16 protein-coding genes are annotated in these 26,548 nt (G+C 44.1%); all 16 read left to right on the forward strand.

Features of this window, described 5'->3' with window-relative positions; translation table 11 throughout:
- Positions 1-504: 504 nt before the first annotated feature.
- The 16 genes from FGQ85_RS00300 to FGQ85_RS00375 all read left to right on the forward strand — a co-directional run bounded on the left by FGQ85_RS00300 (position 505) and on the right by FGQ85_RS00375 (position 26,543).
- A complete protein-coding gene (locus FGQ85_RS00300) occupies positions 505-3,705 on the forward strand; it encodes an N-6 DNA methylase (RefSeq protein WP_138372381.1) in 3,201 nt (1,066 codons plus the stop codon).
- A gap of 304 nt (positions 3,706-4,009) precedes the next feature.
- Positions 4,010-5,998 (forward strand): excinuclease ABC subunit UvrB, encoded by a 1,989-nt coding sequence (gene uvrB / locus FGQ85_RS00305; protein ID WP_087252527.1) that lies wholly within the window; start codon positions 4,010-4,012, stop codon positions 5,996-5,998.
- Positions 5,991-8,846, forward strand: a complete 2,856-nt coding sequence (gene uvrA, locus FGQ85_RS00310; RefSeq protein ID WP_171027846.1) for an excinuclease ABC subunit UvrA — start codon at positions 5,991-5,993, stop codon at positions 8,844-8,846. The genes uvrB and uvrA overlap by 8 nt, the downstream gene beginning before the upstream one ends.
- 168 nt (positions 8,847-9,014) lie before the next feature.
- On the forward strand, positions 9,015-10,013 hold the full coding sequence (locus FGQ85_RS00315) for a rod shape-determining protein (protein WP_087168366.1): 999 nt from the start codon (positions 9,015-9,017) through the stop codon (positions 10,011-10,013).
- A 121-nt stretch (positions 10,014-10,134) separates the two neighbouring features.
- Complete coding sequence (locus FGQ85_RS00320; RefSeq protein ID WP_087168365.1) at positions 10,135-12,345, forward strand: ATP-dependent RecD-like DNA helicase; 2,211 nt, start codon at positions 10,135-10,137, stop codon at positions 12,343-12,345.
- Between the two features lie 22 nt (positions 12,346-12,367).
- Positions 12,368-13,075: a ComF family protein gene (locus tag FGQ85_RS00325; protein ID WP_087252529.1), complete on the forward strand. Its 708-nt coding sequence runs from the start codon at positions 12,368-12,370 to the stop codon at positions 13,073-13,075.
- A gap of 46 nt (positions 13,076-13,121) precedes the next feature.
- Positions 13,122-13,529 (forward strand): hypothetical protein, encoded by a 408-nt coding sequence (locus FGQ85_RS00330; RefSeq protein WP_087168364.1) that lies wholly within the window; start codon positions 13,122-13,124, stop codon positions 13,527-13,529.
- Entirely contained in the window at positions 13,522-14,652 is a 1,131-nt protein-coding gene (locus tag FGQ85_RS00335) for a hypothetical protein (protein ID WP_087252530.1), read from the forward strand. The genes FGQ85_RS00330 and FGQ85_RS00335 overlap by 8 nt, the downstream gene beginning before the upstream one ends.
- 55 nt (positions 14,653-14,707) lie before the next feature.
- Complete coding sequence (cdaA, locus tag FGQ85_RS00340) at positions 14,708-15,586, forward strand: diadenylate cyclase CdaA (protein ID WP_087168362.1); 879 nt, start codon at positions 14,708-14,710, stop codon at positions 15,584-15,586.
- Positions 15,567-16,832, forward strand: coding sequence for a CdaR family protein (locus FGQ85_RS00345; protein WP_087252531.1), 1,266 nt, complete (start codon positions 15,567-15,569; stop codon positions 16,830-16,832). Before cdaA ends, FGQ85_RS00345 begins: the two co-directional genes overlap by 20 nt.
- 14 nt (positions 16,833-16,846) lie before the next feature.
- Positions 16,847-17,110: an HPr family phosphocarrier protein gene (locus FGQ85_RS00350; protein ID WP_087168360.1), complete on the forward strand. Its 264-nt coding sequence runs from the start codon at positions 16,847-16,849 to the stop codon at positions 17,108-17,110.
- 28 nt (positions 17,111-17,138) lie between these two features.
- Positions 17,139-18,797 carry a 2-isopropylmalate synthase gene (gene leuA, locus FGQ85_RS00355; RefSeq protein WP_087252532.1) on the forward strand — a complete coding sequence of 553 codons (1,659 nt, stop codon included), beginning with the start codon at positions 17,139-17,141 and terminating at the stop codon, positions 18,795-18,797.
- 128 nt (positions 18,798-18,925) lie between these two features.
- Complete coding sequence (locus FGQ85_RS00360) at positions 18,926-19,822, forward strand: sugar phosphate nucleotidyltransferase (RefSeq protein ID WP_138372383.1); 897 nt, start codon at positions 18,926-18,928, stop codon at positions 19,820-19,822.
- A 40-nt stretch (positions 19,823-19,862) separates the two neighbouring features.
- Entirely contained in the window at positions 19,863-22,421 is a 2,559-nt protein-coding gene (locus tag FGQ85_RS00365; protein WP_138372384.1) for an NlpC/P60 family protein, read from the forward strand.
- Between the two features lie 11 nt (positions 22,422-22,432).
- Positions 22,433-24,904, forward strand: coding sequence for a C39 family peptidase (locus FGQ85_RS00370; protein WP_171027847.1), 2,472 nt, complete (start codon positions 22,433-22,435; stop codon positions 24,902-24,904).
- Between the two features lie 247 nt (positions 24,905-25,151).
- Positions 25,152-26,543 (forward strand): sugar transferase, encoded by a 1,392-nt coding sequence (locus tag FGQ85_RS00375; protein ID WP_087168355.1) that lies wholly within the window; start codon positions 25,152-25,154, stop codon positions 26,541-26,543.
- Positions 26,544-26,548: the final 5 nt, after the last annotated feature.

Consider the following 26,548-nt stretch of genomic DNA (forward strand, 5'->3'; position numbering starts at 1 on the left):
GACGATTATTATCGCCCACAATAAGACACTTGCCGCGCAGCTCTACGGTGAATTCAAGGAATTCTTTCCTCATAACGCCGTAGAGTACTTTGTCTCTTAGTGTGTCGGGGCCGGAAAATGAGGTATATTTAGTGATTTTTCGTGCTGTTTCGTCCGGATTTTGTGGATAGAACAGGACGAAACGAGCTGGATGATACCAAGCGGACAAAATGATTTTGTGACTTTTGGCAGAAAATTCGTGATGAAATTGAAAAAAATACAAGATAGACAAAGAGGCAAGATTGGATGCAAGAATCGAATTTATTAATGTATACTACAGATGAAGGTTTGACAAAACATGAGGATATTTTTGTAAATGATATAGTATGGCTTTCTGTAGAGTAATTGGGTTTCTTGTATGATGCAATATTTGATAAGTATGTAATTAACGAGTATAAAATTAAACCGCAAGATGAACAAATATGCTAAATTATTCAAAAAAGAAATTTAAAAGGGGATTTCCAAATGATTAACTCAGAGATTAGATTCTATATTCATAATCACAAAGAAGAATTATTTGAAAAATTAGTAGAAGCAAGAAGCGGAAATGAAAATAAAGAAGAAAATTTTCGGCAGAATTATGCAATTATATTAGACAACTTATTTAAACAATTGAAAATTAAAGAAAATATAAATATCGAAAATGAATTTACAGTATTTAAAGGGAGAATAGATTCTTTATATGGTAATTTTATTATTGAGTACAAATACCCAACAAGGATTTCGGCCTCAAATACAACAAGTAATATGGAATTTGTAAAACAAGTTCAAAGACAGATTGAAGGATTTTATCAGAAAACAAGTATTCCTGTTAATAAAGTAATGGGGGTAGTTTTTGATGGATATTATGTTATATATGTTAAGAAACAGGGGGATAGTTGGAACATCAGTACACCACAAGAAATGAGTGTTAATTCACATGAATTGTTTCTGATGAGACTGTTGTCAGTAAATTCTAGTGGAAAGGCTTTAGTGGTAGAAAATTTAATAAAGGATTTTGGACCCTCTAGTATACAATCAAAACGAATTATATCTACATTCTATAATAAATTAGAAAGCAATCAAAAGATAAATAAAACTAAAATACTATTTGAGCAGTGGCAGATGCTTTATCGCGAAGTATGTGGATATAGTTTTGAAACAAGAGATCTGAAAATAAAAGGATTAAAAGAACTATATTCATTGCAAACTGAAATAATAAATTACCCTCATTTGATTTTTGCTATTCAGACATATTTTTCGTTACTGATCAAAGTTTTGTCTTTGAATATTTTAACGTATTTAAAGGATAATGCTTTGATCGAAAAGTTTCATTTTCATACAGAAAATTTTGAAAAGTTAAGAAATGATTTTAAAGATATTGAAGAGGGAGGCGTATTTCGGAGACTCGGTATTTCAAATTTTTTGGAAGGAGATTTTTTCAGCTGGTACTTATATTTGTGGGATGATGAAATAGGAGAACTCTTACAGAACTTAATAGAAACATTCGAAAAGTATGATTACTCAATAATTGTTTTAGAACGCGATATTGCAAAAGATTTATTGAAAAATTTATACTACGAATTGTTACCAGCTGCAATGCGAAGAGCGTTGGGCGAATTTTATACTCCAGATTGGTTAGCTGAGTTTTTAATTGAAGATTTACATCCGCAGATAAAAGAAGATACTTTATTTTTGGATCCAACATGTGGTTCCGGTACGTTTCTAGTAATGCTTATAAAAAAGATAATTAATTGTTATAGTTCGAGTATAACTTCAGAAAAACTTTTAAAAATAATTACCAATAGTGTTTGTGGATATGATTTGAATCCTTTGGCTGTCATATGTGCACGTGCTAATTATATAATTGCATTGGGAGACGTTCTGTCAGAATGTGAGGAGCCAATAGAAATTCCTATATATTTATGCGATGCTATGTTAACTGTTTTAGAAGGATACGAAGAAAATAAAGATTGCTACATTATTCCAACTAAAGCAGAAACATTTATTCTTCCTAAAAAACTTGTTGATATGAAAGAGATAAATAATGTGCTTGACATTGTGAATGATTTGATTCATAGAAATAGTAGTTTGAATGTTTTTGAAAAACAATTAATGAAACAATTACCAGAGTTAATTCAAAGTTTGTCGCCAAAAGAGTATCAAATACTTAGAGATTTTTATATAAAAATGGAAGAACTGAATGAAAAAAAAATAGATGGCATTTGGGCTAATGTTATTAAAAATGCATTTGCACCAGTATTCCAAAGGAAAGTCGATTATATAATTGGAAATCCTCCATGGATAGATTGGCAGAATCTTCCTGAAAACTATCGAGATTCAATACAGAAATATTGGTATGATTACTGTGTTTTTGATCATAAAGGTCTAAAAGCACAATTGGGTAGTGCTCACGATGATATATCAGTGCTTATGACATATGTTATAATGGATAACTTTTTGAAAGATGGAGGAAAATTAGCTTTTGTAATAAATCAAAATTTATTACAATCATCTGGTGGCGGCGATGGTTTTAGAAAATTTACCATAAAAGAAAAAATTCCAGTAAGCGTTAAATCCGTAAATGATTTTGTAGAAATCGAACCATTTAAAGATTTAGAAGTAAGCAATAAGACAGCAACCATTATTCTGCAGAAGAATGAAGAAAATAGATATCCTATTGTGTATAAAAAGTGGTATAAATGCAATAAAAAAGTGATTGATTCCAATGAGAATAAAGAAAAAGTGTTAAAAAAACTAATAAAATGTAAGGAGTTATATGCTACACCAATTAATGAATATAATTCGCCATGGATGATCGCAACAAAGGAACAAAAAAGGATTTTTGATAGAATAATAAGTAAAGAAGCAAATCCCTTTTATCGTGCTAGAAAGGGTGTAGATACAAGTGCCAATGCAATTTTTTGGGTAAAAGAGAAGAAAAAGATAAAATCTAATTTAGTACTTGTTGACAATTCACCAGAAAATAGTCGAAAAAGAATCACTTATGTTTCTAACTTTCCATTAGAGAATGATTATATTTATCCATTGTTAAGAGGGAAAGATGTGAAAAAATGGAAATATAACTCAGAATATTCAATAATATTGCCTTACACTAATGATGGAAAAGTTATTGAAAAAGATGAATTGATAATAACATGCCCGAATGTATATGATTATTTTTTCATGGAGAATCATGGTTTCCTTCCGATTTTGAAGGAAAGGGCTACATATAAGAAATTAATTTTAAAACAGAATAAACATGCTCCGGAGTATTCTCTGTATAATATTGGTAAATATACATTTTCTCCCTATAAGGTTATTTGGAAAGCATTGGCAAAAGGTGTTGCTGCAGTAACTATTTCCAATGAAAATGAGCGTATGCTCGTACCAGATCATAACCTGGTAATGGTTCCGTTAGAAAATGAAACAGAAGCATATTATTTGACGGGTATTTTAAACTCAGATATTGTTTCTGAATTTGTAAATGCTTATGTTGCGTGGTTTATATCAGGACATATATTAGAAAGAATAAACATACCAAAATATTGTGATGAAAATTTATTGCATAATGAAATTGCTGAGTTGGCTAAAAATGCCCATTTGATGGTCGGAGACGAAAAAAGATTGGGCGAAATTGAAGAAGAACTTAATAAAAAGGTAAACAAATTATTATTGGATTGTTAATAAGCAGATTGCAAGGTATGAATTGTAAATTTTGAGGTAGCGATGGGAGAAAAGTATGAGTTTTTATAAATGGAATAGTTGGAGACTATTATTAAAGATAAATCTAAGAATAGATAAAGACCTTATGATTTATTAACAATCGAAACAGCATGAAGGAAAATTGAACGTTTGTCCCTTTTCTTTTCTTCCAAAAAGTTGTAATGGAGTCCTATAAGGCTATTATTTTGACATTTTTGTTACGAATGAATTTTTTGAGGGTGGCTGATATAGAACATATCAAAAGTCACAAAGGAGAGGTTTTGCTATGGACCATTTTGAATTAGTATCAGAATACAAGCCAACCGGTGACCAGCCTCAGGCGATCGAGCAGCTGGTTCAAGGTTTCAAGGAGGGAAACCAGTGTGAGACCCTTCTTGGTGTCACCGGTTCCGGAAAAACATTTACGATGGCAAACGTCATCCAGCAGTTAAATAAACCAACGATTATTATCGCCCACAATAAGACACTTGCCGCGCAGCTCTACGGTGAATTCAAGGAATTCTTTCCTCATAACGCCGTAGAGTACTTTGTCTCCTATTACGATTACTACCAGCCGGAGGCATACGTTCCGTCCTCAGACACCTACATTGCCAAGGATTCTGCGATCAATGATGAGATCGACAAGCTGCGGCATTCGGCCACTGCGGCGTTGTCTGAGAGAAAGGACGTTATTATTGTAGCGAGTGTTTCCTGTATTTATGGACTTGGTAGCCCGATCGATTATCAGAACATGGTGATTTCCCTGCGGCCGGGTATGATTAAGGACCGGGATGAAGTGATCGGGAAACTGATTGATATTCAGTATGACAGAAATGATATTGACTTTAAGCGGGGAACTTTCCGGGTACACGGCGATGTGCTGGAAGTATTTCCGGCGGGATCTGGAGAAAATATTATCCGGATAGAGTTTTTTGGCGATGAGATCGACCGGATCACAGAAGTGGATTCTCTGACCGGAGAGATTAAAAATGAGCTGAATCACATCGCGATTTTCCCGGCGTCCCACTACGTGGTATCAAAGGAAAACATGGACCGGGCGCTCGGGCAGATTGAGGAGGAGCTGGAACAGCAGATCCGCTTTTTCAAAAGTGAAGACAAGCTTTTAGAGGCGCAGCGGATCTCGGAGCGGACAAATTTTGACATTGAGATGCTGCGGGAAACTGGATTCTGCTCCGGTATTGAGAACTATTCCAGACATCTGACAGGTCTGAAAGAGGGCGAACCGCCGCATACTCTTCTGGATTATTTCCCGGATGATTTCCTGATGATTATCGACGAGTCTCACAAGACGATTCCGCAGATTGGCGGAATGTATCATGGAGACCAGTCCAGAAAGACGACGCTTGTGGATTATGGATTCCGTCTGCCGTCAGCAAAGGACAACCGTCCGCTTAACTTTGAAGAATTTGAAAGCAAGATCAGCCAGGTGATGTTTGTGTCAGCGACGCCGGGCACCTACGAGGAAGAGCATGAGCTTCTGCGGGCAGAGCAGGTGATCCGCCCGACGGGACTTCTGGATCCGGAAGTGGAAGTGCGTCCTGTGGAGGGCCAGATTGACGACCTTATCGGTGAAGTCAACAAAGAAGTGGCCAGGAAAAACAAGATTCTGATCACAACACTGACCAAGCGGATGGCAGAAGATCTGACGGATTATATGCGGGAATTGGGAATCCGGGTACGGTATCTTCATTCTGATATTGATACGCTGGAACGGACAGAGATTATCCGTGACATGCGTCTGGATGTATTTGACGTGCTTGTGGGAATCAACCTGTTGAGGGAAGGTCTTGATATACCTGAGATTACACTGGTGGCGATTCTGGATGCGGACAAGGAAGGATTCCTGCGTTCGGAGACTTCGCTGATTCAGACGATCGGACGTGCCGCACGAAATGCAGAAGGTCATGTCATCATGTATGCGGACACTGTGACGGATTCCATGAAAGCTGCTATTGACGAGACGAGACGGCGCCGGGAGATTCAGATGCAGTATAATGAGGAACACGGCATCACGCCGAAGACGATTCAAAAGGCAGTCCGCGATCTGATCAGTATTTCCAAGAAGGTGGCAAAACAGGAGAAGATGCTGGAAAAAGATCCAGAATCCATGAGCAGGGAAGAACTGGAAAAACTTGTAAAAGACTTGAACAAGCAGATGAAAAAGGCAGCAGCCGATCTGGATTTCGAGACTGCGGCAGAGCTGCGTGACAAGATGATTGAAATCAAAAAGCATCTGCAGGAGATAGATGGGTAATAAGAAGGGAAAAAAGATGGACAACAAACAGTATATCCGTATACGCGGAGCAAATGAACACAATCTGAAAAATATTGATCTGGACATACCGAGAAATGAACTTGTCGTACTGACGGGATTGAGTGGTTCCGGAAAGTCATCTCTTGCCTTTGATACGATTTATGCAGAGGGGCAGAGACGATATATGGAGTCATTGTCTTCCTATGCGAGACAGTTTCTGGGGCAGATGGAAAAGCCGAATGTAGAGAGCATCGAGGGACTTTCCCCTGCGATTTCCATTGACCAGAAGTCGACCAACCGGAATCCAAGATCAACAGTAGGAACCGTTACGGAGATCTATGATTATTTCCGTCTCCTCTATGCGAGGATTGGAATTCCGCACTGTCCGAACTGCGGAAAGGAAATCAAAAAGCAGACGGTGGATCAGATGACGGATCAGATCATGAGCCTGCCGGAGCGTACCAAAATCCAGCTTCTTGCACCGGTGGTAAGAGGCAGAAAGGGAACTCATGCCAAGCTTCTGGATAAAGCGAAAAAAAGCGGGTATGTCCGGGTACGTATCGATGGAAATATGTACGAGCTGACAGAAGAGATCAGTCTGGAAAAAAATATTAAACACTATATTGAGATCGTTGTAGACCGGCTTGTGGTAAAGCCGGGAATCGAAAAGCGTCTGACCGATTCCATTGAGACCGTGCTGAATCTGGCGGAAGGACTGATGACAGTCGACGTGATCGGAGGCGAGCCGATCAACTTCAGCCAGAGCTTTTCCTGTCCGGACTGCGGCATCAGCATTGATGAAATTGAACCAAGAAGTTTTTCGTTCAACAATCCGTTCGGCGCCTGCCCGGAATGTTTTGGACTTGGATATAAGATGGAGTTTGATGCAGACCTGATGATTCCGGATAAAGGACTGAGTATCAATCAGGGCGCGATTGCAGTGCTTGGATGGCAGTCCTGCATGGATCCGTCCAGTTTTACCAATGCCATCCTGCGTGCTCTCGGAGAAGCCTATGATTTTGATCTGGATACCCCGTTTGAAGAGTATCCGAAAAAAATTCAGGACATTCTGCTTTACGGAACCAACGGAAAGTCGGTAAAAGTCCGTTACAGAGGACAGAGGGGAGAAGGTGTCTATGACGTGGCTTTTGACGGACTCATAAAGAGTGTGGAAAGAAAATACCGGGAGACCGGATCGGAGGCGATGAAGGCCGAATACGAAACTTTTATGAGAATTACCCCGTGCCATGCATGTAAGGGACAGAGACTGAAGAAAGAGGCGCTGGCAGTGACGGTAGGCGACAAAAATATTTACGAAGTTACCGCAATGTCGATTGAAAATCTCCAGAAATTTCTCGAGAATCTGGAACTTACACCGGTTCAGGAAATGATCGGAGGCCAGATTTTAAAAGAGATCAAGTCCAGAACAGGATTTTTGATGGATGTAGGACTAGATTATCTGACGCTTGCCAGAGCAACCGGAACGCTGTCCGGAGGAGAGGCACAGAGAATCCGGCTTGCAACACAGATTGGATCCGGACTTGTCGGAGTCGCCTACATTCTGGATGAGCCAAGTATCGGACTCCATCAGAGAGATAATGACAAGCTGCTCAGTACGCTCAAACATCTTCGTGATCTTGGAAATACGTTGATTGTGGTAGAGCACGATGAAGATACCATGCTTGCTGCAGATTACATCGTGGATATCGGGCCGGGAGCCGGGGAGCACGGAGGCGAGGTAGTTGCTGCAGGTACAGCGGAAGAGATTATGAATACGCCGGGTTCTGTCACCGGAGATTACCTGAGCGGAAGAATCCGTATCCCTGTTCCGGAGAAACGGGCGGTTCCGTCCGGATATCTGAAAATTGTCGGGGCAAAAGAAAACAACCTGAAAAATGTCAATGTAGAGATTCCACTTGGCGTTATGACCTGTGTAACAGGAGTTTCCGGTTCGGGAAAAAGTTCTCTGATCAATGAAATCCTGTACAAAAAGCTTGCAAAAGTGCTCAATCATGCAAGAACGATCCCTGGAAAGCATAAAGAGATTCTGGGGCTGGAGAAGCTTGACAAAGTCATTAATATCGACCAGTCTCCGATCGGGCGTACGCCGCGGTCCAATCCGGCCACGTATACAGGAGTGTTTGACCTGATCCGTGACCTGTTTGCGGCAACGCCGGATGCAAAGGCGAGAGGCTACAAGAAGGGCCGGTTCAGTTTCAATGTAAAAGGAGGACGCTGTGAGGCGTGCAGCGGGGATGGAATCCTGAAGATTGAGATGCATTTCCTGCCGGATGTCTATGTACCGTGTGAAGTCTGTCACGGAAAGCGTTATAACCGGGAAACATTGGAAGTGAAATATAAAGGAAAGAGCATTTACGACGTGCTGGATATGACAGTGGAAGAAGCGCTGACCTTCTTTGAAAATGTGCCGAGTATCCGCAGAAAGATGGAGACGCTCTACGACGTGGGACTTTCCTATATCCGTCTGGGCCAGCCGTCTACCACCCTTTCCGGAGGGGAAGCACAGCGGATCAAGCTTGCTGCCGAGCTGAGTAAACGAAGTACCGGAAAGACCGTTTATATTCTGGACGAGCCTACAACAGGACTTCATTTTGCAGATGTCCATAAGCTGACCGAGATTCTCAGAAGACTTGCGGCTGATGGAAATACAGTCATTGTCATTGAACACAATCTGGATGTGATCAAAACAGCAGATTATATTATTGATATGGGGCCGGAAGGAGGAGACAAGGGCGGAACTGTGATTGCAAAAGGAACTCCGGAAGAGATCGTCGAATGTCCGGAATCCTACACAGGACGCTATCTCGCCCCATTCCTTAAGAAATAATGAAAGTTACAGATTCTGGGAAAAAACTCTTTCCATTTCCAGGAAGATTGATTATAATAACAAATGTATGCGTAGAACCAGAGGTTTATGAGTTCTGACATGCGAAAGAGGAAGTATAATAGACCAAAGAGGAGCGAATATAGAGGATTTGCGAAAGGGGTTTAGTTCATGGCGGTAGTAGATATTGGAATTGACCTGGGGACAGCGAGTGTCCTTGTATATGTGAAAGGAAAAGGCGTTGTGCTCAAGGAGCCGTCCGTAGTTGCGTTTGACAGAGATACAAATGAGATCCGCGCAATCGGGGAAGAGGCAAGACTGATGCTTGGAAGAACACCGGGCAATATTGTAGCGGTACGTCCTCTCAGACAGGGCGTGATTTCAGATTATACGGTTACGGAGAAGATGATCAAATATTTTGTGCAGAAGTCGCTTGGAAAGCGTACATTCAAACGCCCTCGTATCAGCGTCTGTGTACCGAGCGGTGTAACAGAGGTTGAGAAAAAGGCTGTGGAAGAGGCGACATTCGCGGCAGGCGCAAGAGAAGTGCATCTGATCGAAGAGCCGGTTGCAGCGGCAATCGGGGCCGGTATCGACATTTCCAAAGCATGTGGAAATATGATTGTAGATATCGGAGGAGGCACATCGGATATTGCGGTGATCTCTCTTGGCGGTACTGTTGTCAATACATCACTGAAAATTGCGGGAGATGACTTTGATGAGGCGATTGTGCGTTACATGAGGAAAAAGCACAATCTTCTGATTGGAGAACGTACCGCAGAAGATATCAAGATCCGGATAGGCACGACTTATCCGCTGGTGGAGGACGAGACGATCGAGGTGCGGGGACGCAACCTTGTTACGGGTCTTCCAAAGACGGTAACGGTTTCTTCTTCGGAGACAGAAGAAGCTTTAAGAGAGCCGACAAGTCAGATCGTGGAAGCTGTAATTGGTGTGCTGGAGAGAACACCTCCGGAGCTTTCAGCAGATATTCTCGACAGAGGAATTGTTCTGACAGGAGGCGGTTCCCTGCTCAGAGGCCTGGAAGAGCTGATTGAAGAGCGGACAGGCATCAATACAATGACAGCGGAGGATCCGATGCAGGTTGTTGCGATCGGAACCGGTCAGTTCGTAGAATTTATGAGTGAGAACAAAAAGTTTCATGTATAGAAGTCAAAACAGAAGGACTGCTGCGGGAAGAGGATTACTTTCGCAGCAGTCCTGTTGCTTTCCGCCGGTTGCATGACAAGAGGCTGGCGGTATTGAAGGTGAATACAAATGGAGGAAACAGGTGGAAAAGATAACGGGATACATTGACCATATTATTTTCAGAAACGAGGAAAATGGTTATACGGTATTTCAATTTCATAATGAGAACGGGGAAGTAACCTGTGTCGGGAAATTTCCGTACATTGGGGATGGGGAATTTCTGGAACTGGAAGGAGAGTATGTCATGCATCCTTCTTACGGGCTGCAGCTTCAGGTGACAGGGCACAAGGTAAAGGAGCCGGAGGACAGGGAATCCATTGAGCGGTATCTTGGATCCGGTGCTGTGAAGGGGATCGGGCCTGCGCTTGCAGGAAAGATCGTTGCGAAATTTGGAGAAGATACATTCCGCATTATGGAGGAAGAGCCGGAGCGGCTGGCGGAAATCAAGGGAATCAGTGAGAGAAAGGCCCGGGAAATCTGCGTACAGGTAGAAGAAAAGAAAGACCTCAGACAGGCAATGATTTATCTGCAGAAATACGGGATTTCCATCAATCTGGCAGTCAAGATTTATCAGAAATACGGACTGGGAATTTACAGCATTCTGGAAGAAAATCCATACAGACTGGCAGATGATATTGAAGGAGTCGGATTTAAAACGGCAGATGAGATAGCATTCAGAATCGGAATTCATACGGATTCAGATTTCCGGATTCAGAGCGGGATTTTTTATACACTGCTTCAAAGTGTACAGGAAGGTCATGTATATCTGGAAGAAAAGGTGCTTTCAGCAAAAGCGGCACAGCTTCTGGAAGTGGAGATTACAGATATTGAGAAGTATCTGATGGATCTTGCGATGGAAAAGAAGGTTGTCCTGAAGCAGGATGAAGAGCAGGTCCGCGTATATCCGGCAAAGTACTATTACATGGAGATGAATACGGCACGGATGCTCAAAGAACTGAATATCCGGTACGAGGAAGACGACAGTCTGATCCGGAAACGGATTGAAAAGCTGGAAAAGCAGAATGAGTCCACGCTGGATGAAAGACAGAGAGAAGCGGTGGCAGAGGCGGTAAAAAACGGTATCTTTATCCTGACAGGAGGGCCGGGAACCGGAAAGACAACCACGATCAATGCCATGATCCGCTATTTCCTGAGTGAAGGGATGGATATCCGTCTTGCCGCGCCGACAGGACGCGCCGCCAAAAGGATGACAGAGACGACCGGATATGAGGCGCAGACAATTCACCGCCTTCTGGAAGTCAGTGGAAATCCTGAGGAGACAGGGAAAGGAGGATTCGGGAGAAATCAGGAGAATCCTCTGGAAACAGATGTGGTAATTATTGATGAAATGTCCATGGTGGATCTGCCTCTGATGCATGCGCTTTTGTCTGCGGTGATCCCGGGGACAAGACTGATTCTTGTAGGAGATATCAATCAGCTCCCGTCGGTGGGTCCGGGAAAAGTGCTCAAGGATCTGATCGATTCCGAAGTATTTCCTGTCATGATGCTGACCAGGATTTTCCGGCAGGCACAGGAAAGTGATATTGTCGTCAATGCGCATCGGATCAACGCGGGACTGGAAGTACGGCTTGATAATAAGAGCAGAGATTTTTTCTTTTTAAAAAGACAGGATGCAGATGTTATTATCAGCGTGATCCTGACACTGATCCAGAAAAAACTTCCGCGGTATGTGGATGCAAAAATGACAGATATTCAGGTACTGGCGCCGATGAAGAAGGGGCTTCTGGGAGTGGAACGGTTAAACCGGATTCTGCAGCAGTATTTAAATCCGCCGTCCCCTAAAAAGCAGGAAAAGGAATATGGGGAAAAAATATTCCGTGTCGGCGATAAAGTGATGCAGACGAAAAACAACTATCAGCTGGAATGGGAGATTGCCACAAAATACGGACTGGTTGTTGATAAAGGGATCGGAGTTTTCAACGGAGATATAGGTATTGTGACGGCCATTCATACATATGATGAGACTGTGGAAGTGGAGTTTGACGAAAAACGTAAGGTAAAATATCCATTTAAGCTGCTGGATGAACTGGAGCTTGCCTATGCGGTTACCATCCATAAATCTCAGGGAAGTGAGTATCCGGCGGTTATTATTCCGCTTCTCTCGGGACCAAAACAGCTTTATTGCAGGAATTTATTGTATACGGCAGTTACAAGAGCAAAAAAATGTGTTACACTTGTAGGAAGCGATACTGTTTTTCAGGAAATGATTCGAAATGTTGAAGAGCAGAAGCGGAACACTTCTCTCTCGGAGAGGATCCGGGAACTATCGTAGGGAAAATCAGAACAAAAACAGCATGAAGAATATATGGAAACTGCTTTATCCGGATGTCTGCCCGTTCTGCGGAAAGGTGAACGCGAAGGGGCCGTGTACAGACTGCCTGAAAAAACTTTCATGGATAAAAGAACCAATGTGCAAAAAATGCGGGAAACCGGTCAGGGATGAACAGACAGAGTACTGCAGGGACTGCCGGGAGAGAATTGAGGATGGAAACTGCTGGTTTGACAGAGGGAGGAGTCTCTGGACGCACCGGCCCCCGGTGAGCGGCTCCATCTATCAGTTCAAGTTTAAAAACCGCAGGGTATATGCCCGGTATTATGCGGAAACAATGAAAGAACGTCTGGGAAAGCAGATTCAGAAATGGAAGGTACAGGCGATCCTTCCGGTTCCGATGGATAAGTGGAAGAAAAGAAAACGTGGTTACAATCAGGCGGAAATTCTGGCAGAAGAACTTGGAAAACTTACCGGAATTCCGGTGGAAACCGGACTGATCCGAAAGCGGAAGACATCAGACGCTCAGAAAAGTCTGAACAGACGCGGAAGAGCACATAATCTGGAAGGAACTTTTCGGGTTGAACGAAAAACCGGACTTCCGGAACGGGTACTTCTTATTGATGACATCTATACGACGGGCAATACGGTCAATGAGGCCGCAAAAACACTGAAGAAATCAGGAGTCAGGAGGGTGTTCTTTTTGACGATAAGTATTGGACAAGATATTTGATTTTTGATATACTGAACATAGTTTTCTGAGGATAGGAAGGTGGAATATGGTTAACGAAGAAAAAGTAAAGCTGATGAACAAAATGGCTCTATATGAGGAAAAATATGGAAAAGAAGATTTTAAAATTGCTTCCTATTACAAAAAAGATTATATCAGCTATCAGACAATTATTACTGTGATCTGGGTTACGATAGGATATGTAGTTCTGTTTGGAGTGTTTGCGGCCGCTTTTATGGAATCCTTTCTGAATGAGGCAACTTTGATAAGCATAGTTCTGATTATGCTGGCGGCTGTTGCGCTATATCTGATTCTTGCTGTTTCTTACGGGCTTTTTGCTTCCAGGTTTTACCAGAAGAAGCATATCAGGGCAAAGGGGAGAGTAAAGCGCTATGTCCGTATGCTGACTCAGCTGGAGAAATTTTACGGTAAAGAAAGGAAGAAAAAAAATGAGTAATTTATTTGTCCTGAAGGAGCAGCTGCAGGCCTTTTACGCGAAATACTCAAAAGAAGTAGATAAAATCGTACAGTTTCTGCTTGCTTTTATTGTATTTTATCTTGTTAATTCCAAGATTGGTTATATGGAGGCTGTGGCAAATCCGCTTGTTACTTTGATACTGGCTCTGATCTGTGCGTTCCTTCCGGGGACACTTACCGTACTGGTGACAGCGGTGCTGATTTTAATTCACGTATATGCCCTGTCGATGGGAGTTATGATTGTGACGGCAGCTCTGTTTGCAGTAATGTTCATTTTCTATTTTCGTTTTACACCGGAAAAGTCGATGATTGTCCTTCTTGTTATGGTCGCATACTTTTTCAAGATTCCGTTTGCGGTTCCGATGGCATTTGCGCTGATGGGAACGCCAATCTGTATCATTCCGATTTTTTTCGGTACACTGATCTATTCCATGATCAATTATCTGGAAATGTCGGCAACAGCTGTAACGGGGGCAAGCGGAATGGCAGGAGAGATGACCTTGTTTGCCACACAGATCCTGCAGAATAAAGAAATGTGGATTTACATCGCATCATTTGTTGTGGCGTTTCTGGTTGTCTACACACTTAGAACAAGTGAGTTCGATCAATCATGGAAAATCGGCGTGGCAGCCGGAGCGGTGGCCGACATTATCGTCATCGTTGCAGGAAGCATCGTCTTCAGTGTACAGATTGATTATGTGACATTGATTTTCGGAAATATTATTTCGGTTCTTCTTGCCCTGATTCTGGAGTTTTTCATTTTTTCTGTCGACTATTCCAAGGCAGAAAAATTTCAGTACGAGGATGACGAATATTACTATTATGTTAAAGCGATACCAAAGGTATCTGTTGCTGTTCCTGAAAAACGGGTGAAAAAGATCAGCAGACGAAAGACAGATTCCAAAAAGAATGAGAACAAAAACCGGGATACAAGGATCGAAGAAATAGAAGAAGTTTCCCCGTCTCCGGCGGAAAAAACTATAGAGAAGACCTACATACCGGGGAGGACAGAAGAGATGCTTCTGGCCAAGCAGCTTCAGGAAGAAATGGATCTTGAGAAGCTGCTGAAAAATGAATTGGACGATAAAGACGAATCTAAATAGCAAAAGAAAAAAGGGGATAACATGGGTGAGTATAAGATGATGGGAGGTGACAGGAATGAACAGCAGATTTTTTGAAGCTATGAGAGGATATTTTCCGGACTGGTATCTGCCGGATATTTACTGGACGGATATTGTGGAAATTGTGATTGTAGCGTTTCTGATCTATCAGATCATGGTCTGGATCAAAAACACAAAGGCATGGATGCTGCTAAAGGGAATTCTGGTCCTTGCTGTTTTCATTCTTGTTGCAGCCATATTGAAGATGAATACCATTTTGTGGATTGCAAGGAACAGTGTATCGATCCTTGCGACCGCGGCGATTGTGGTTTTCCAGCCGGAGCTTCGCCGGGCGCTGGAAAAGCTTGGGGAAAAACGGTTCCTCACAGCGATTGTGCCGCTTGACAAGGGGAAAGAAAACGAACGGTTCAGCAGCAGGACGATCGATGCGATTGTGGAAGCATGCTTCGCCATGGGAAAAGTAAAGACAGGAGCACTGATTGTAGTGGAGCAGGCGATCCGTCTGACGGAGTATGAAAGTACCGGAATCTATATGGACTGTATTGTATCTTCCCAGGTTCTGATTAATATTTTTGAGCATAATACCCCGCTGCATGACGGTGCAATTATTGTAAGGGAAAACCGGATTGTTTCCGCGACCTGTTACCTGCCGCTCTCAGATAACATGGAGATCAGTAAGGAACTGGGGACACGGCACAGAGCTGCTCTTGGAATGAGCGAAGTCAGCGACGCGCTGATCATTGCGGTATCCGAGGAGACCGGATACGTGTCTGTAGCACAGGGCGGACAGCTTGTAAGAAATGTGACTCCGGAATATCTTAAGGAGAGTCTGATCAAGATTCAGACGAAGAATACGGAAAAGAAAATAGCGAAACTGTGGAAAGGAAGGCGGAAACATGAAAAAGAAACTGACTAAAAACCTCCCTCTGAAGCTGTTGTCGCTTGCACTTGCCGTATTTTTATGGGCAGTCGTTGTAAACGTTGACGATCCGGTTACATCCGTGCAGTTTTCAAATGTACCGGTTGAAGTACTGCATCCGGAGGTTGTGACCAGTAAAGGAAAGACCTATCAGATTGAAGATGAAACAGATACGGTCCGGGTGACAGTAAGGGCCAAGAGGTCTGTCCTGCACAGCATGACTGTTTCTGACATTAAAGCATCTGCGGATATGAAAGAGATGTCTCTTGGTTCACAGGTTCCGATTGAGGTGTCGATACCGGGATTTGAATATGTGGAGGCATATTCCAGTCCGAGAAATCTGCAGGTAACGATCGAGGATGAAGCACAGAATACATTCCCGATTACGCCGACAACAACAGGAAGCGTCAGAGATGGATACGTGCTGGGAGAAATTAAAGCAGATCCGGAGAAAGTAAGAGTCAATGGACCGAAGTCCATCATCGATCAGATTGACAAGGTGGTTGCTGAAGTAGATGTAACCGGACTGGCAGAAGATACGACACTTCAGTCCAAGCTGGTATTCTATGACGCGGAAGGAAAGATAATCGATAATACGCTGCTCACACTTCAGGATCTGAGAGATGAGAACGATGTAAGTGTTCAGGTTGAGGTGAGAAATACAAAACGACTCCAGCTGGAGTTCGACACATCATCCATCAGGACGGCTGACGGATACATATTTACAGGTATCACGACAGAACCAACGGAGGTTCAGGTATCAGGAAGTTCAGATGTACTTGAAGATCTTGACAAGATTGAGATCCCTGCAAGTGCTTTGAACATTCAGAATCTGAACAGTAAAGAGGAGGTTGTGGTTGATATTACCCCGTATCTCCCGGATGGCGTGGAGCTGATTGATAAAAATGCCGGAGCGGTTGTCGTCACAATAGGAATTGAAGAGGAAGGAAGCAGGACTCTGGAGATGCCGACAGGATCCATTGTCGTGAACAATCTGCAGGAAGGTCTCCGCTATTCCTATGTATCCGGCAACAATCTGGAGATCAAGGTTCAGGGAGATCAGGAACTCCTGGATTCTCTGGAACTTGGAGAAGGCAGTCTGTCAATTAATCTTGTCACATATCGAGAGCCGGGAGAATATGATGTACCGGTGGAAGTAAGACTGCCGGAAGGATGTTCACTGGCGGAAGATGTTGTCATCAAGGTCAGGCTGGAACAGGTTGAAAACGAAGAAAGTGAATAACTGGAGGGAATACTATGGTTAGCCGGAAAGTAGTTGTAAGCAATCCTACGGGACTTCATCTGAGGCCCGCAGGACTGTTCTGTAAGACTGCGGTTGAATTTCGGTGCAGTGTAAAGTTCCGTACGAATAAAGGCGAGAGCAATGCAAAAAGTGTTCTCAGTGTTCTTGGAGCCTGTGTGAAATGCGGAGATGAACTGGAGATCATCTGTGACGGAGAAGATGAAAAACAGGCACTTGAGACAATGGTGGCACTTGTTGAGAGCGGACTGGGTGAATAGAGACAGAAGAATGAGGAGTGTGATTGGAATGCTGAATTATCAGAGATACAGGAGGGTGCCGGTTGTTCCGTATCCAGAACGGACCTGGCCGGATAAACAGATCGAAAAAGCACCGGTATGGTGCAGCGTGGATTTAAGAGATGGAAACCAGGCATTGATTGAACCAATGGTTGTAGAAGAAAAAATAGAGATGTTTAACCTGCTTGTCAAACTTGGGTTTAAGGAGATCGAAGTAGGATTTCCGTCTGCTTCCCAGATTGAGTATGATTTTCTGCGGAAACTGGTGGATGAAAATCTGATTCCGGATGATGTATGGATTCAGGTGCTTGTACAGTGCAGAGATCATCTTGTGCAGAGAACATTTGAGTCTCTCAAAGGAGTGAAGAATGCGATCGTACATATCTACAACTCTACGTCCACCCTTCAGAGGGAAGTTGTATTCAAAAAGGGAAAAGAAGAAATTAAAGAAATTGCCCTTGATGGAACAAGGATGGTAAAAAAATACGCGGAGGACTTTGAGGGGAATTTAAGGCTGGAATATTCCCCGGAAAGCTTTACCGGAACAGAACTTGATTATGCTCTGGAAGTGTGTGAGGCTGTTCAGAAAGAATGGGGAGCGACAAAAGAGAAACCTATCATCATTAACCTTCCGGCTACTGTGGAAATGACAACACCGAATGTGTATGCAGATCAGATTGAATGGATGAACCGCCATTTCAGCGACAGGGAAAGCGTGATTCTCAGCATTCATCCGCATAATGACAGAGGAACCGGTGTTGCCGCGACCGAGCTCGCACTCCTCGCAGGAGCAGACAGAGTGGAGGGAACGCTTTTTGGAAACGGAGAGAGAACAGGAAACCTGGATATTCTCACCGTTGCTTACAATATGTTCTCACAGGGTATTAATCCGGAGCTGAATATCGAAAATGTGACAGAGATCAAAGAAGTTTACGAAAGATGCAGCAAGATGGATGTTCCGATGCGTCATCCATATGCCGGAAAGCTGGTGTTCACTGCATTTTCAGGTTCTCATCAGGATGCCATCAACAAAGGTATGCAGGCAATGCATGAGAAGAATCAGGAATGGTGGGAAGTACCGTATCTTCCGATTGATCCATCCGACATCGGAAGAGAATATGAGCCGATTGTCCGGATCAACAGCCAGTCAGGAAAAGGCGGTGTAGCGTTTGTGATGGACAGCGAGTTCGGCTACAAGCTTCCGAAAAGGATGCACAAAGAGTTTGCAGATGTAATCCAGAAGATTGCGGAAGAACAGGGTGAAGTTGCACCGGCAACCATCATGGAAGTATTTGAAAAAGAATATCTGCGGAAAAAGACACCGTATGAATTCATTCGGGCAAAGGCAGAAGATGTGGCTGAAAATGAGACAGAAGTAGAAGTAGTATTCATGGCAGGTGAAGAATTAAAGAGTGCAAAAGCAGTAGGAAACGGTCCGCTTGCCGCACTTAAAAAGCTGATGGCAGACGAAACCGGCATGGATTTCACACTGGTGGATTATTCACAGCATGCACTGAGCAAAGGATCCGAGGCAAAGGCAGCTGCTTATATCTGTCTGCATGATAACCGCACCGGAAAAGAAACATACGGAGTTGGTGTCAGCGCCAATATTACGAGAGCAGGCTTCCGCGCATTCTTCAGCGCAGTTGACAGACTGATTGAAAATTAAGATAAAGGGCAGGATATCCTGTCCTTTTTATATTACCAAAAAAGAAACGGGCGGGCGTGTCGGTAGACAATCATCGAAAAATTCAGTATAATGAAGAAAAATCTTAATTTATAAAAGGAGAAAAAGTGATGAGCAGAGCAGCTTTAGTGATTATGGCGGCCGGTATCGGCAGCAGATTTGGCGGAGGGATAAAACAGCTGGAACCGGTAGGGCCAAATGGGGAAATCATTATGGACTATTCAATCCGGGATGCCGTGGAGGCCGGATTTGACAAAGTTGTATTTGTCATTCGAAAAGACCTGGAAAAAGATTTCAAAGAGGTCATCGGGGAACGGATTGAAAAACAGATTCCTGTTGAATATGCTTTTCAGGAGCTGGATGACATTCCGCAGGAATTTCAGGAAAAATTCCAGGGAAGAACAAAGCCTTGGGGAACAGGGCAGGCAATTCTGGCATGCCGGGGTAAGGTAACAGAGCCGTTTCTTGTTATCAATGCAGATGACTTCTACGGAAAAGAAGCATATGTGGAGGCATATCAGTATCTGAAAGAGAAAAAAGAAGCATCAGGAAAAGAGCCGATCTGCATGGTTGGATTCGTACTGAACAACACCTTGAGTGAAAACGGGGGAGTGACAAGAGGTGTCTGTGAGGTCGATGAAAACGGACATCTGACAAACATTGTGGAAACACACAATATTATCAGAAAAGGAGACAAGGCTGAGGCGGAAGACGGAGCAAAAGAGCTGGAGCTTGATGTTCCGGTATCCATGAATATGTGGGGATTGCAGCCGGAATTTCTGGATATTCTGGAAAAGGGATTTCATGAATTCCTTGAAACAACAAAAGCAGATGATCTGAAAGCAGAATATCTGCTTCCGACCATTATCGGAGGACTTCTGAAAGAGGGCAGGGCAGAAGTCACCGTGCTGAATTCAAAGGACAAGTGGTTTGGAGTCACTTATAAAGAGGACAAGGAAAGTGTGGTGAATGCTATCAAAGAACTGATTGAAAAAGGAATTTATTAAGGAGTAAAGAGTTATCAAAGGAAAGAGAGAGGGATCAGGAATGAGAAAAATGATGAAGTGCGCAGCAGCGTGGGTACTGGCGTTTGCGGTTGCACTGACGGCGGTTCCGGTGTCCTATGCAGAGGATTCGACCGGAAATCCGGAGGCAGAGTATACAGTACCATATGAAGCTGTGGAAGAGGAAAACGCAGTGGACCAGGAGTCTCAGAATGACCTGGCAGGTCAGGCTCAACAGAATCCGGATTCTGTAAATGAAAGTACTACGGAAACAGAAGCGGATGAAACTTTGGGTGGAGCCGGAGAAGAAGATTCTCAACAGCAGACACCGTCGGAGGAAGAAGGACAGACAGAGAATCCGGCAGCAGAGAGTGAAGAGCAGACGCAGCCGGCGGAAGAGGCGCAGGCGGAGGCTGTACAGCAGCAGACAGAGGCGGATGTACAGGAAAAAGCGGCGCTTGAGAACGAGCAGGAGGCTGTGCTGCCGGAGCTTACCTATCGAACCCATGTGCAGGATATTGGCTGGCAGAGTTGGAAGAAGGACGGAGAGATGGCCGGAACCAGCGGACTTTACAAGCGGCTGGAAGCAATTGAGCTGAAGCTTTCAAAAAGCGATTATGAAGGAAGCATTGAATATCAGACCCATGTACAGAATATCGGCTGGCAGGGTTGGAAACGGGATGGACAGCTTTCCGGAACACAGGCAAGAGCACTTCGTCTGGAAGCCATCAGGATCCGTCTGACCGGGGAAATCGCGGAGTATTATGATATATACTATCGGGTACATATTCAGAATTATGGATGGCTTCCGTATGTAAAAAACGGGGCGGCGGCAGGAAGTGAGGCCTTTGGACTCCGGCTGGAAGGCATCGAAGTTAAACTGGTGAAAAAGGATGAAGGCACGGCACCGGCTGTCGGATATGGTTTTTTGAAAAATGTGCTTTATTATTCCGGCCATGTCCAGACACTTGGAAATGTAAAAGAGGTTAAATCAGGAAGCGTTCTGGGAACAGTAGGACAGTATAAGCGGATGGAGGCTCTTTCTGTCCGGCTGAAAGGGATGGACGGATATGCGTCGGGAAATATCCGCTATCAGGCCCATGTGCAGAATATTGGCTGGCAGGGCTGGAAACAGAACGGAAGCAGTGCCGGAACAACCGGAAAGGCGCTGCGCCTGGAAGCGGTTCAGATTCAGCTTGACGGTGAAATCGCTCAGATTTACGATGTGTATTATCGGGTACATGTTCAGAATTACGGATGGCTGGGATGGGCTAAGAATGGAGCCGTATCAGGAACAAGCGGATTCGGATACCGGATGGAGGCCATCCAGATTCAGCTGGTTCCTAAGGGATGGAAAGCCCCGGGCTCTACAGCGCATGCTTATCTGAAAAATTACACGAACAATGATCTGACCTATTCCGGTCATGTTCAGAACGTGGGAAACGTAGCGGCAGTAAAGGGCGGTGCCACACTTGGAACCGTTGGAAAAGGAAGAAGGCTGGAAGGTTTTTCGATCAACCTGAATGATTCCGCAGATGGACTGGCGAAAGGAAGTATCCAGTACCGTGCCCATGTACAGGATATCGGCTGGCAGGGCTGGAAACAGGAAGGGACTCTTGCCGGAACAACCGGACAGGGAAAACGGATGGAGGCCGTTCAGATCAGACTGACCGGCGAACTTGCTTCCTACTATCACGTATATTATCGGGTTCATTCACAGTATTTCGGCTGGCTGGGCTGGGCTAAGGATGGAGAGTCTGCCGGAACGAGCAGCCTGTCTCTGAGAATCGAAGCCATTCAGATTAAACTGGTGCCGAAAAAAGACAGTCAGAGTGCCTATCAGACAGGAAAGGCATACTATAATACGTATCGCTATCAGAATCCAAAGCAGTACCTCCAGATCAGACATGTGCAGAAGACGTTAAGCGGCGGCGGATATAATCTGAGCAGAGGATACATGGGCCTGAAAGTCTGGTATGTACAGAGAAAACTTGGACTTTCCGGAAGAAGGGCAATCATGGACTCCACGACCATCAACGCTGTAAGGAATTATCAGAGAAGGAGCGGTCTTTCGGCGACAGGTGTGGTCGATCTGGCAACCTGGAAAAAGATGGGATATTCCGAGTCTGCATGGTATCATCTTGGAGCATACGCAAGTCCTCTGAAGACGAATCCGGCAAGCACACGCAGTGACTGTATCGAGGCTATGATCAGTACGGCGTATCAGTATCTTGGCAATCCATATATTATTGGAGCTTCAGGAGATCCGAATCATGGACTGGACTGCAGCGGCCTTGTCATGCAGGCACTGTATTCCGCAGGAATTGATCCGGCACCGGTAAGTCCGATCCGCCATTCAAGACCGGGATACGAATATGAATGCAGGAATTTATGGAATCTCCCGATGAAACATGTTCCGTATTCACAACGGCAGAGAGGAGATCTGATATTCTATAAGAGCGCAAATGGAACAATTATCCATGTGGCGATTTATCTCGGAAATAACAGGGTGATTGAATCCTGGCCAAATAAAGTAGTAGTATGGCCGGTTCAGAATTCACACCGCTCCCTGATTGCAGGGGTCGCAAGACCATTTGTATAGGGAGGCGGAAAATGAGAAAGCAGAAAAAACGGTTCATAGCGTGTATTCTGGCTCTGACACTGGCAGGAGGACAGCTTGTTCCGGCATCGGCCGCCGGAACAGACCAGATGCCTGCACAGGAAAAGACAGTTGGTACTGTGGAAGAAACGCAGGAAAATCAGGAGACAGATCTGACGGATCAGGGAGACATGGCAGAATCCGGTGAAAATCCGGATATGGATCCGGCAGAAGACGCAGATGCCCCGGATTCTGTTCAGGATGATACTGACAGCAGCCAGGATGATGCCGGAAGCACTGAGGAACAGGACCCGGAAGCCGGAGCCGGTGAAGAGGAAGCTGGCAAGACAGGCGGGGAAACAGAGACTCTTCCGGATGGAGAAATCCCGGAAGACACAGATGAAACAACTCAGGATATGGATGCAGAAGGTCAGACAGAAGAAGCGGCAGAGGAAGAGCAGGATCTGCTGACACAGAGTCTGGAAGAACCGGTTGCAGGCGTGTCTTATCAGATATCCGGACAGAGTAATATGGAAAAACCCGTGATGGACGGTGCTGTGGCGGGCCGGCCGGGATCCGGACAGAGAATAGAGGGGATTTCCATAAAGCTTTATACAAAAGAAGGGGAGGAACAGCCTGCCGGAGGAATCCGGTACCGGGCCCATGTGCAGAATATCGGCTGGATGGACTGGGTCAGTGATGACGATTATGCCGGAACAAAGGGACAATCCCTTCGCATGGAAGCGGTTCAGATTGAACTGACCGGTGAAATAAAAGAGAAGTATGACGTGTATTATACAACCTATGTACAGAACATCGGCTGGCTCGGCTGGGCGAAAAACGGACAGAGTTCCGGAACAGAAGCTTTTTCACGGCAGGTCGAAGCAATTCGGATCTGCCTGGTGGAGAAAGGAAGCGAAGCGCCTGGAGAAAATCAGGGATATTTTGTAAAAGGACTTCCATCTTCCGCATTATCCACCACAGCACATATTCAGACATACGGCGACCGGACGACAACGGGTTCTGGAAAGTTGATTGGAACGACCGGAGAGAAAAAGCGGATGGAAGGTCTCAGGCTGACTATAAAAGGAGCCGGGGAATCAGGTTGTCCGTCCGGAGGGATCCGGTACCGCGCCCACGTCCAGAATATCGGCTGGCAGGGCTGGAAACAAAATGGTGAACTGGCAGGTACGAAAGGAAAGTCGCTCAGAATGGAAGCGATCCAGATTGAGCTGACGGGAGAACTTGCCAGATATTATGATGTATACTATTCTGCTCATGTTCAGCAGCTTGGGTGGCTTGGCTGGGCGAAAAACGGTGAGAGCGCCGGAACCGAAGCTTTTTACTATCGGATGGAGGCAATGAAAATCTGTCTGGTCAAAAAAGGTGATCCGGCACCGGGAACAGCCGGAAATGCGTTTTGTAAAGGGTACAGCACGGGAAATCTGAAGTATTCCGGTCATGTGCAGAATATCGGGAATACCCGTGAAGTCACAAATAATCAGATTCTTGGTACGGTCGGGAAGAGTCTTCGGATGGAAGCTTTGAAAATCCGGTTGACGAATGCAGCCATGAATGGAAGATCCGGAGGAATTCAGTACCGCGCCCATGTGCAGAATATCGGCTGGCAGGGCTGGAAACAGAATGGAGCCCTTGCGGGGACAACCGGCAGGGCGCTTCGTATGGAGGCGGTTCAGATTCAACTGACCGGAGAGATCGAAAAGTACTACGATATTTACTACCGTGCCCATGTCCAGAATTTTGGCTGGCTTGGGTGGGCGAAAAATGGTCAGAGTGCCGGAACGACAGGATACGGATATCGTATGGAGGCACTCCAGATCCAGATGGTTCCCAAAGGAGGAAATGCTCCGGTAAATTCAGGATACTATAAACAGTATACGGGGAAGAAGTCATTAAATGTACCTTTGACCTATCAGAATCCAAAGTATCCGAACGGGTGTGAGGCAATTTCTTTATATATGGTACTTCGGTATTATGGGTATATGCTGACGACAAATGATGTCTGCAATAAATATCTTCCAAGAGGGCCGCTTCATTCCACAAATCCATATGCGGCCTATATGGGGAATCCGGGCTCATTGACAGGCGGTTATGGATGCTGGGCCCCGGTGATCTGCCAGACGGCGGCGAACTATTTCAAGGCGGTCAACGTGAAAAACAGATCTGCCAAAAATATTACCGGAACATCGCTTGAAGGACTGTTTCAGTATATTGACAAGGGGATGCCGGTTGTTGTGTGGGGAACCCTCAATATGGGAAGTACGACATGGTTCCGGGCAGGAAGAAAAAATGGTGTTACCTTTTACTGGCCGTCCAGAGCACACTGTGTCGTTCTGACCGGCTATGATAAAAACAGAAAAGTGGTAAAAGTCAATGATCCTATCCGGGGAAAAGTAGAATACAGCTTTTCGAGTTTTGAAAAAGCGTATAGGACCATGAACAGAAATGCAATGGTAATACAGTAAACGAGGAAAACAAGGAGAAATCTTTTACGGGATTCTCCTTGTTTTTTATTTTCACAAAAATTTCAGAAAATTGATAAATGAAGAAAAGTATGACAATACATTGGAAAAGATAAAGGCTTAGAAAGGATTTTGAGAAAAAAGTGTTACAAAATTATTACAAGATAAGAAATTTTTAAGGTCTAAAAACTTGCGGAAAGTATGGAAATCTTATATAATATAGGAAGTTTGTAGACCAGAGAGGTGTTTTATGAAACGAGAACTGAAAAAATTTGAGTCAACCATGTGGCTGTGCATCAAATTGTTGCTATATATTTTATTGATGGGCACCTTTATGTTTATTATGTCCAGAGAAAATAAGGCTCTCGGCGTACTTTCCAGAACGATGGGAATTACGTTTTCCACATACTGCATTGTAGGGCTTTTGTTTCTCAGCATTTACGGCAAGTATGATGTAGGCCGGAGAAAGAGTAAACCGATCATCTATTCACTTTCTCTGGCTGTTTTGTTCACGGACATTGTGACGTATATTCAGCTGATGATTATGAATACGATTACTCCAAGCATTTATGCATTCCGGCTCGACAGCATCGGGTCTCTGATTTTGAGTTTTATTGTTCAGGTCATTATTATTATCATCTTTGCGTATGCCGGAAACGGACTGTTTTTTACGATTCACAAGCCGGAGAGCTGCTGTATCGTAACATCTTCTCAGGAAAGCCTTGATAATATTGTAAGAGGAATTCTGAAATATAAAAAACAGTATAAAATCGACTATATCATGGACTATAGAGATAGACATCTTCTTGAGACGGTAAAGAAAGCCGATACCGTGTTTATTCATGACGTTCCGCTTGAGGTCAGAAGTAAAATAGTAAGATTTTGTTATAAGTATAAGATCAATATTTATTTTAATCCGGAAATCGAGGATATTGTTGAGATGAGTGCCAAATACTATCTTCTGGACGATGTTTCCGTTCTGAATGCCAATGTCAAAGCCTGGACGATGGAACAGCGTGTTATGAAGAAACTTCTGGATATGTCTCTTGCGATTGTTCTTGGAATCGTAACTTCTCCAATCTGGATTGTCAGTGCAATTGCGATCAAAGCATATGATGGAGGACACATTTTTTTCAAGCAGAAGCGTGCGACATTAAACGGACGTGTTTTTGAAGTGTACAAATTCCGGACGATGAAAGAAAATGTAGAAAATCACTCTGTAACAGATGACGATGACCGGATTACCAAACCGGGAAGAATTCTGAGGAAAATCCGGATGGACGAGCTGCCTCAGCTGATCAATATCTTAAAAGGGGATATGAGTTTTGTAGGACCTCGTCCGGAGATGCTGGAAAATGTGGAGGCGTACGAGGAAGAACTTCCGGAATTCCGTTACAGACTCCGGGTAAAGGCGGGACTGACCGGATACGCGCAGATTGCGGGGAAATATAATACATCACCAAAAGACAAGCTGATCATGGACATGATCTATATTGAAGAATTCAATATTTTGCGCGATATTCAGCTGATTTTCCAGACGGCGATTGTCCTTCTGAAATCGGACAGCACGGAGGCGTTCCGGACAGGCGAAACAAGTCAATATATTTTTAAAGAAGCAGAAGAAACGGAAGCGGAGGAATAACAGGA

It is taken from the genome of Pseudoflavonifractor sp. BSD2780061688st1 E11, assembly GCF_005844125.1.
GTDB classification, from domain to species: Bacteria; Bacillota; Clostridia; order Lachnospirales; family Lachnospiraceae; genus Sellimonas; species Sellimonas catena.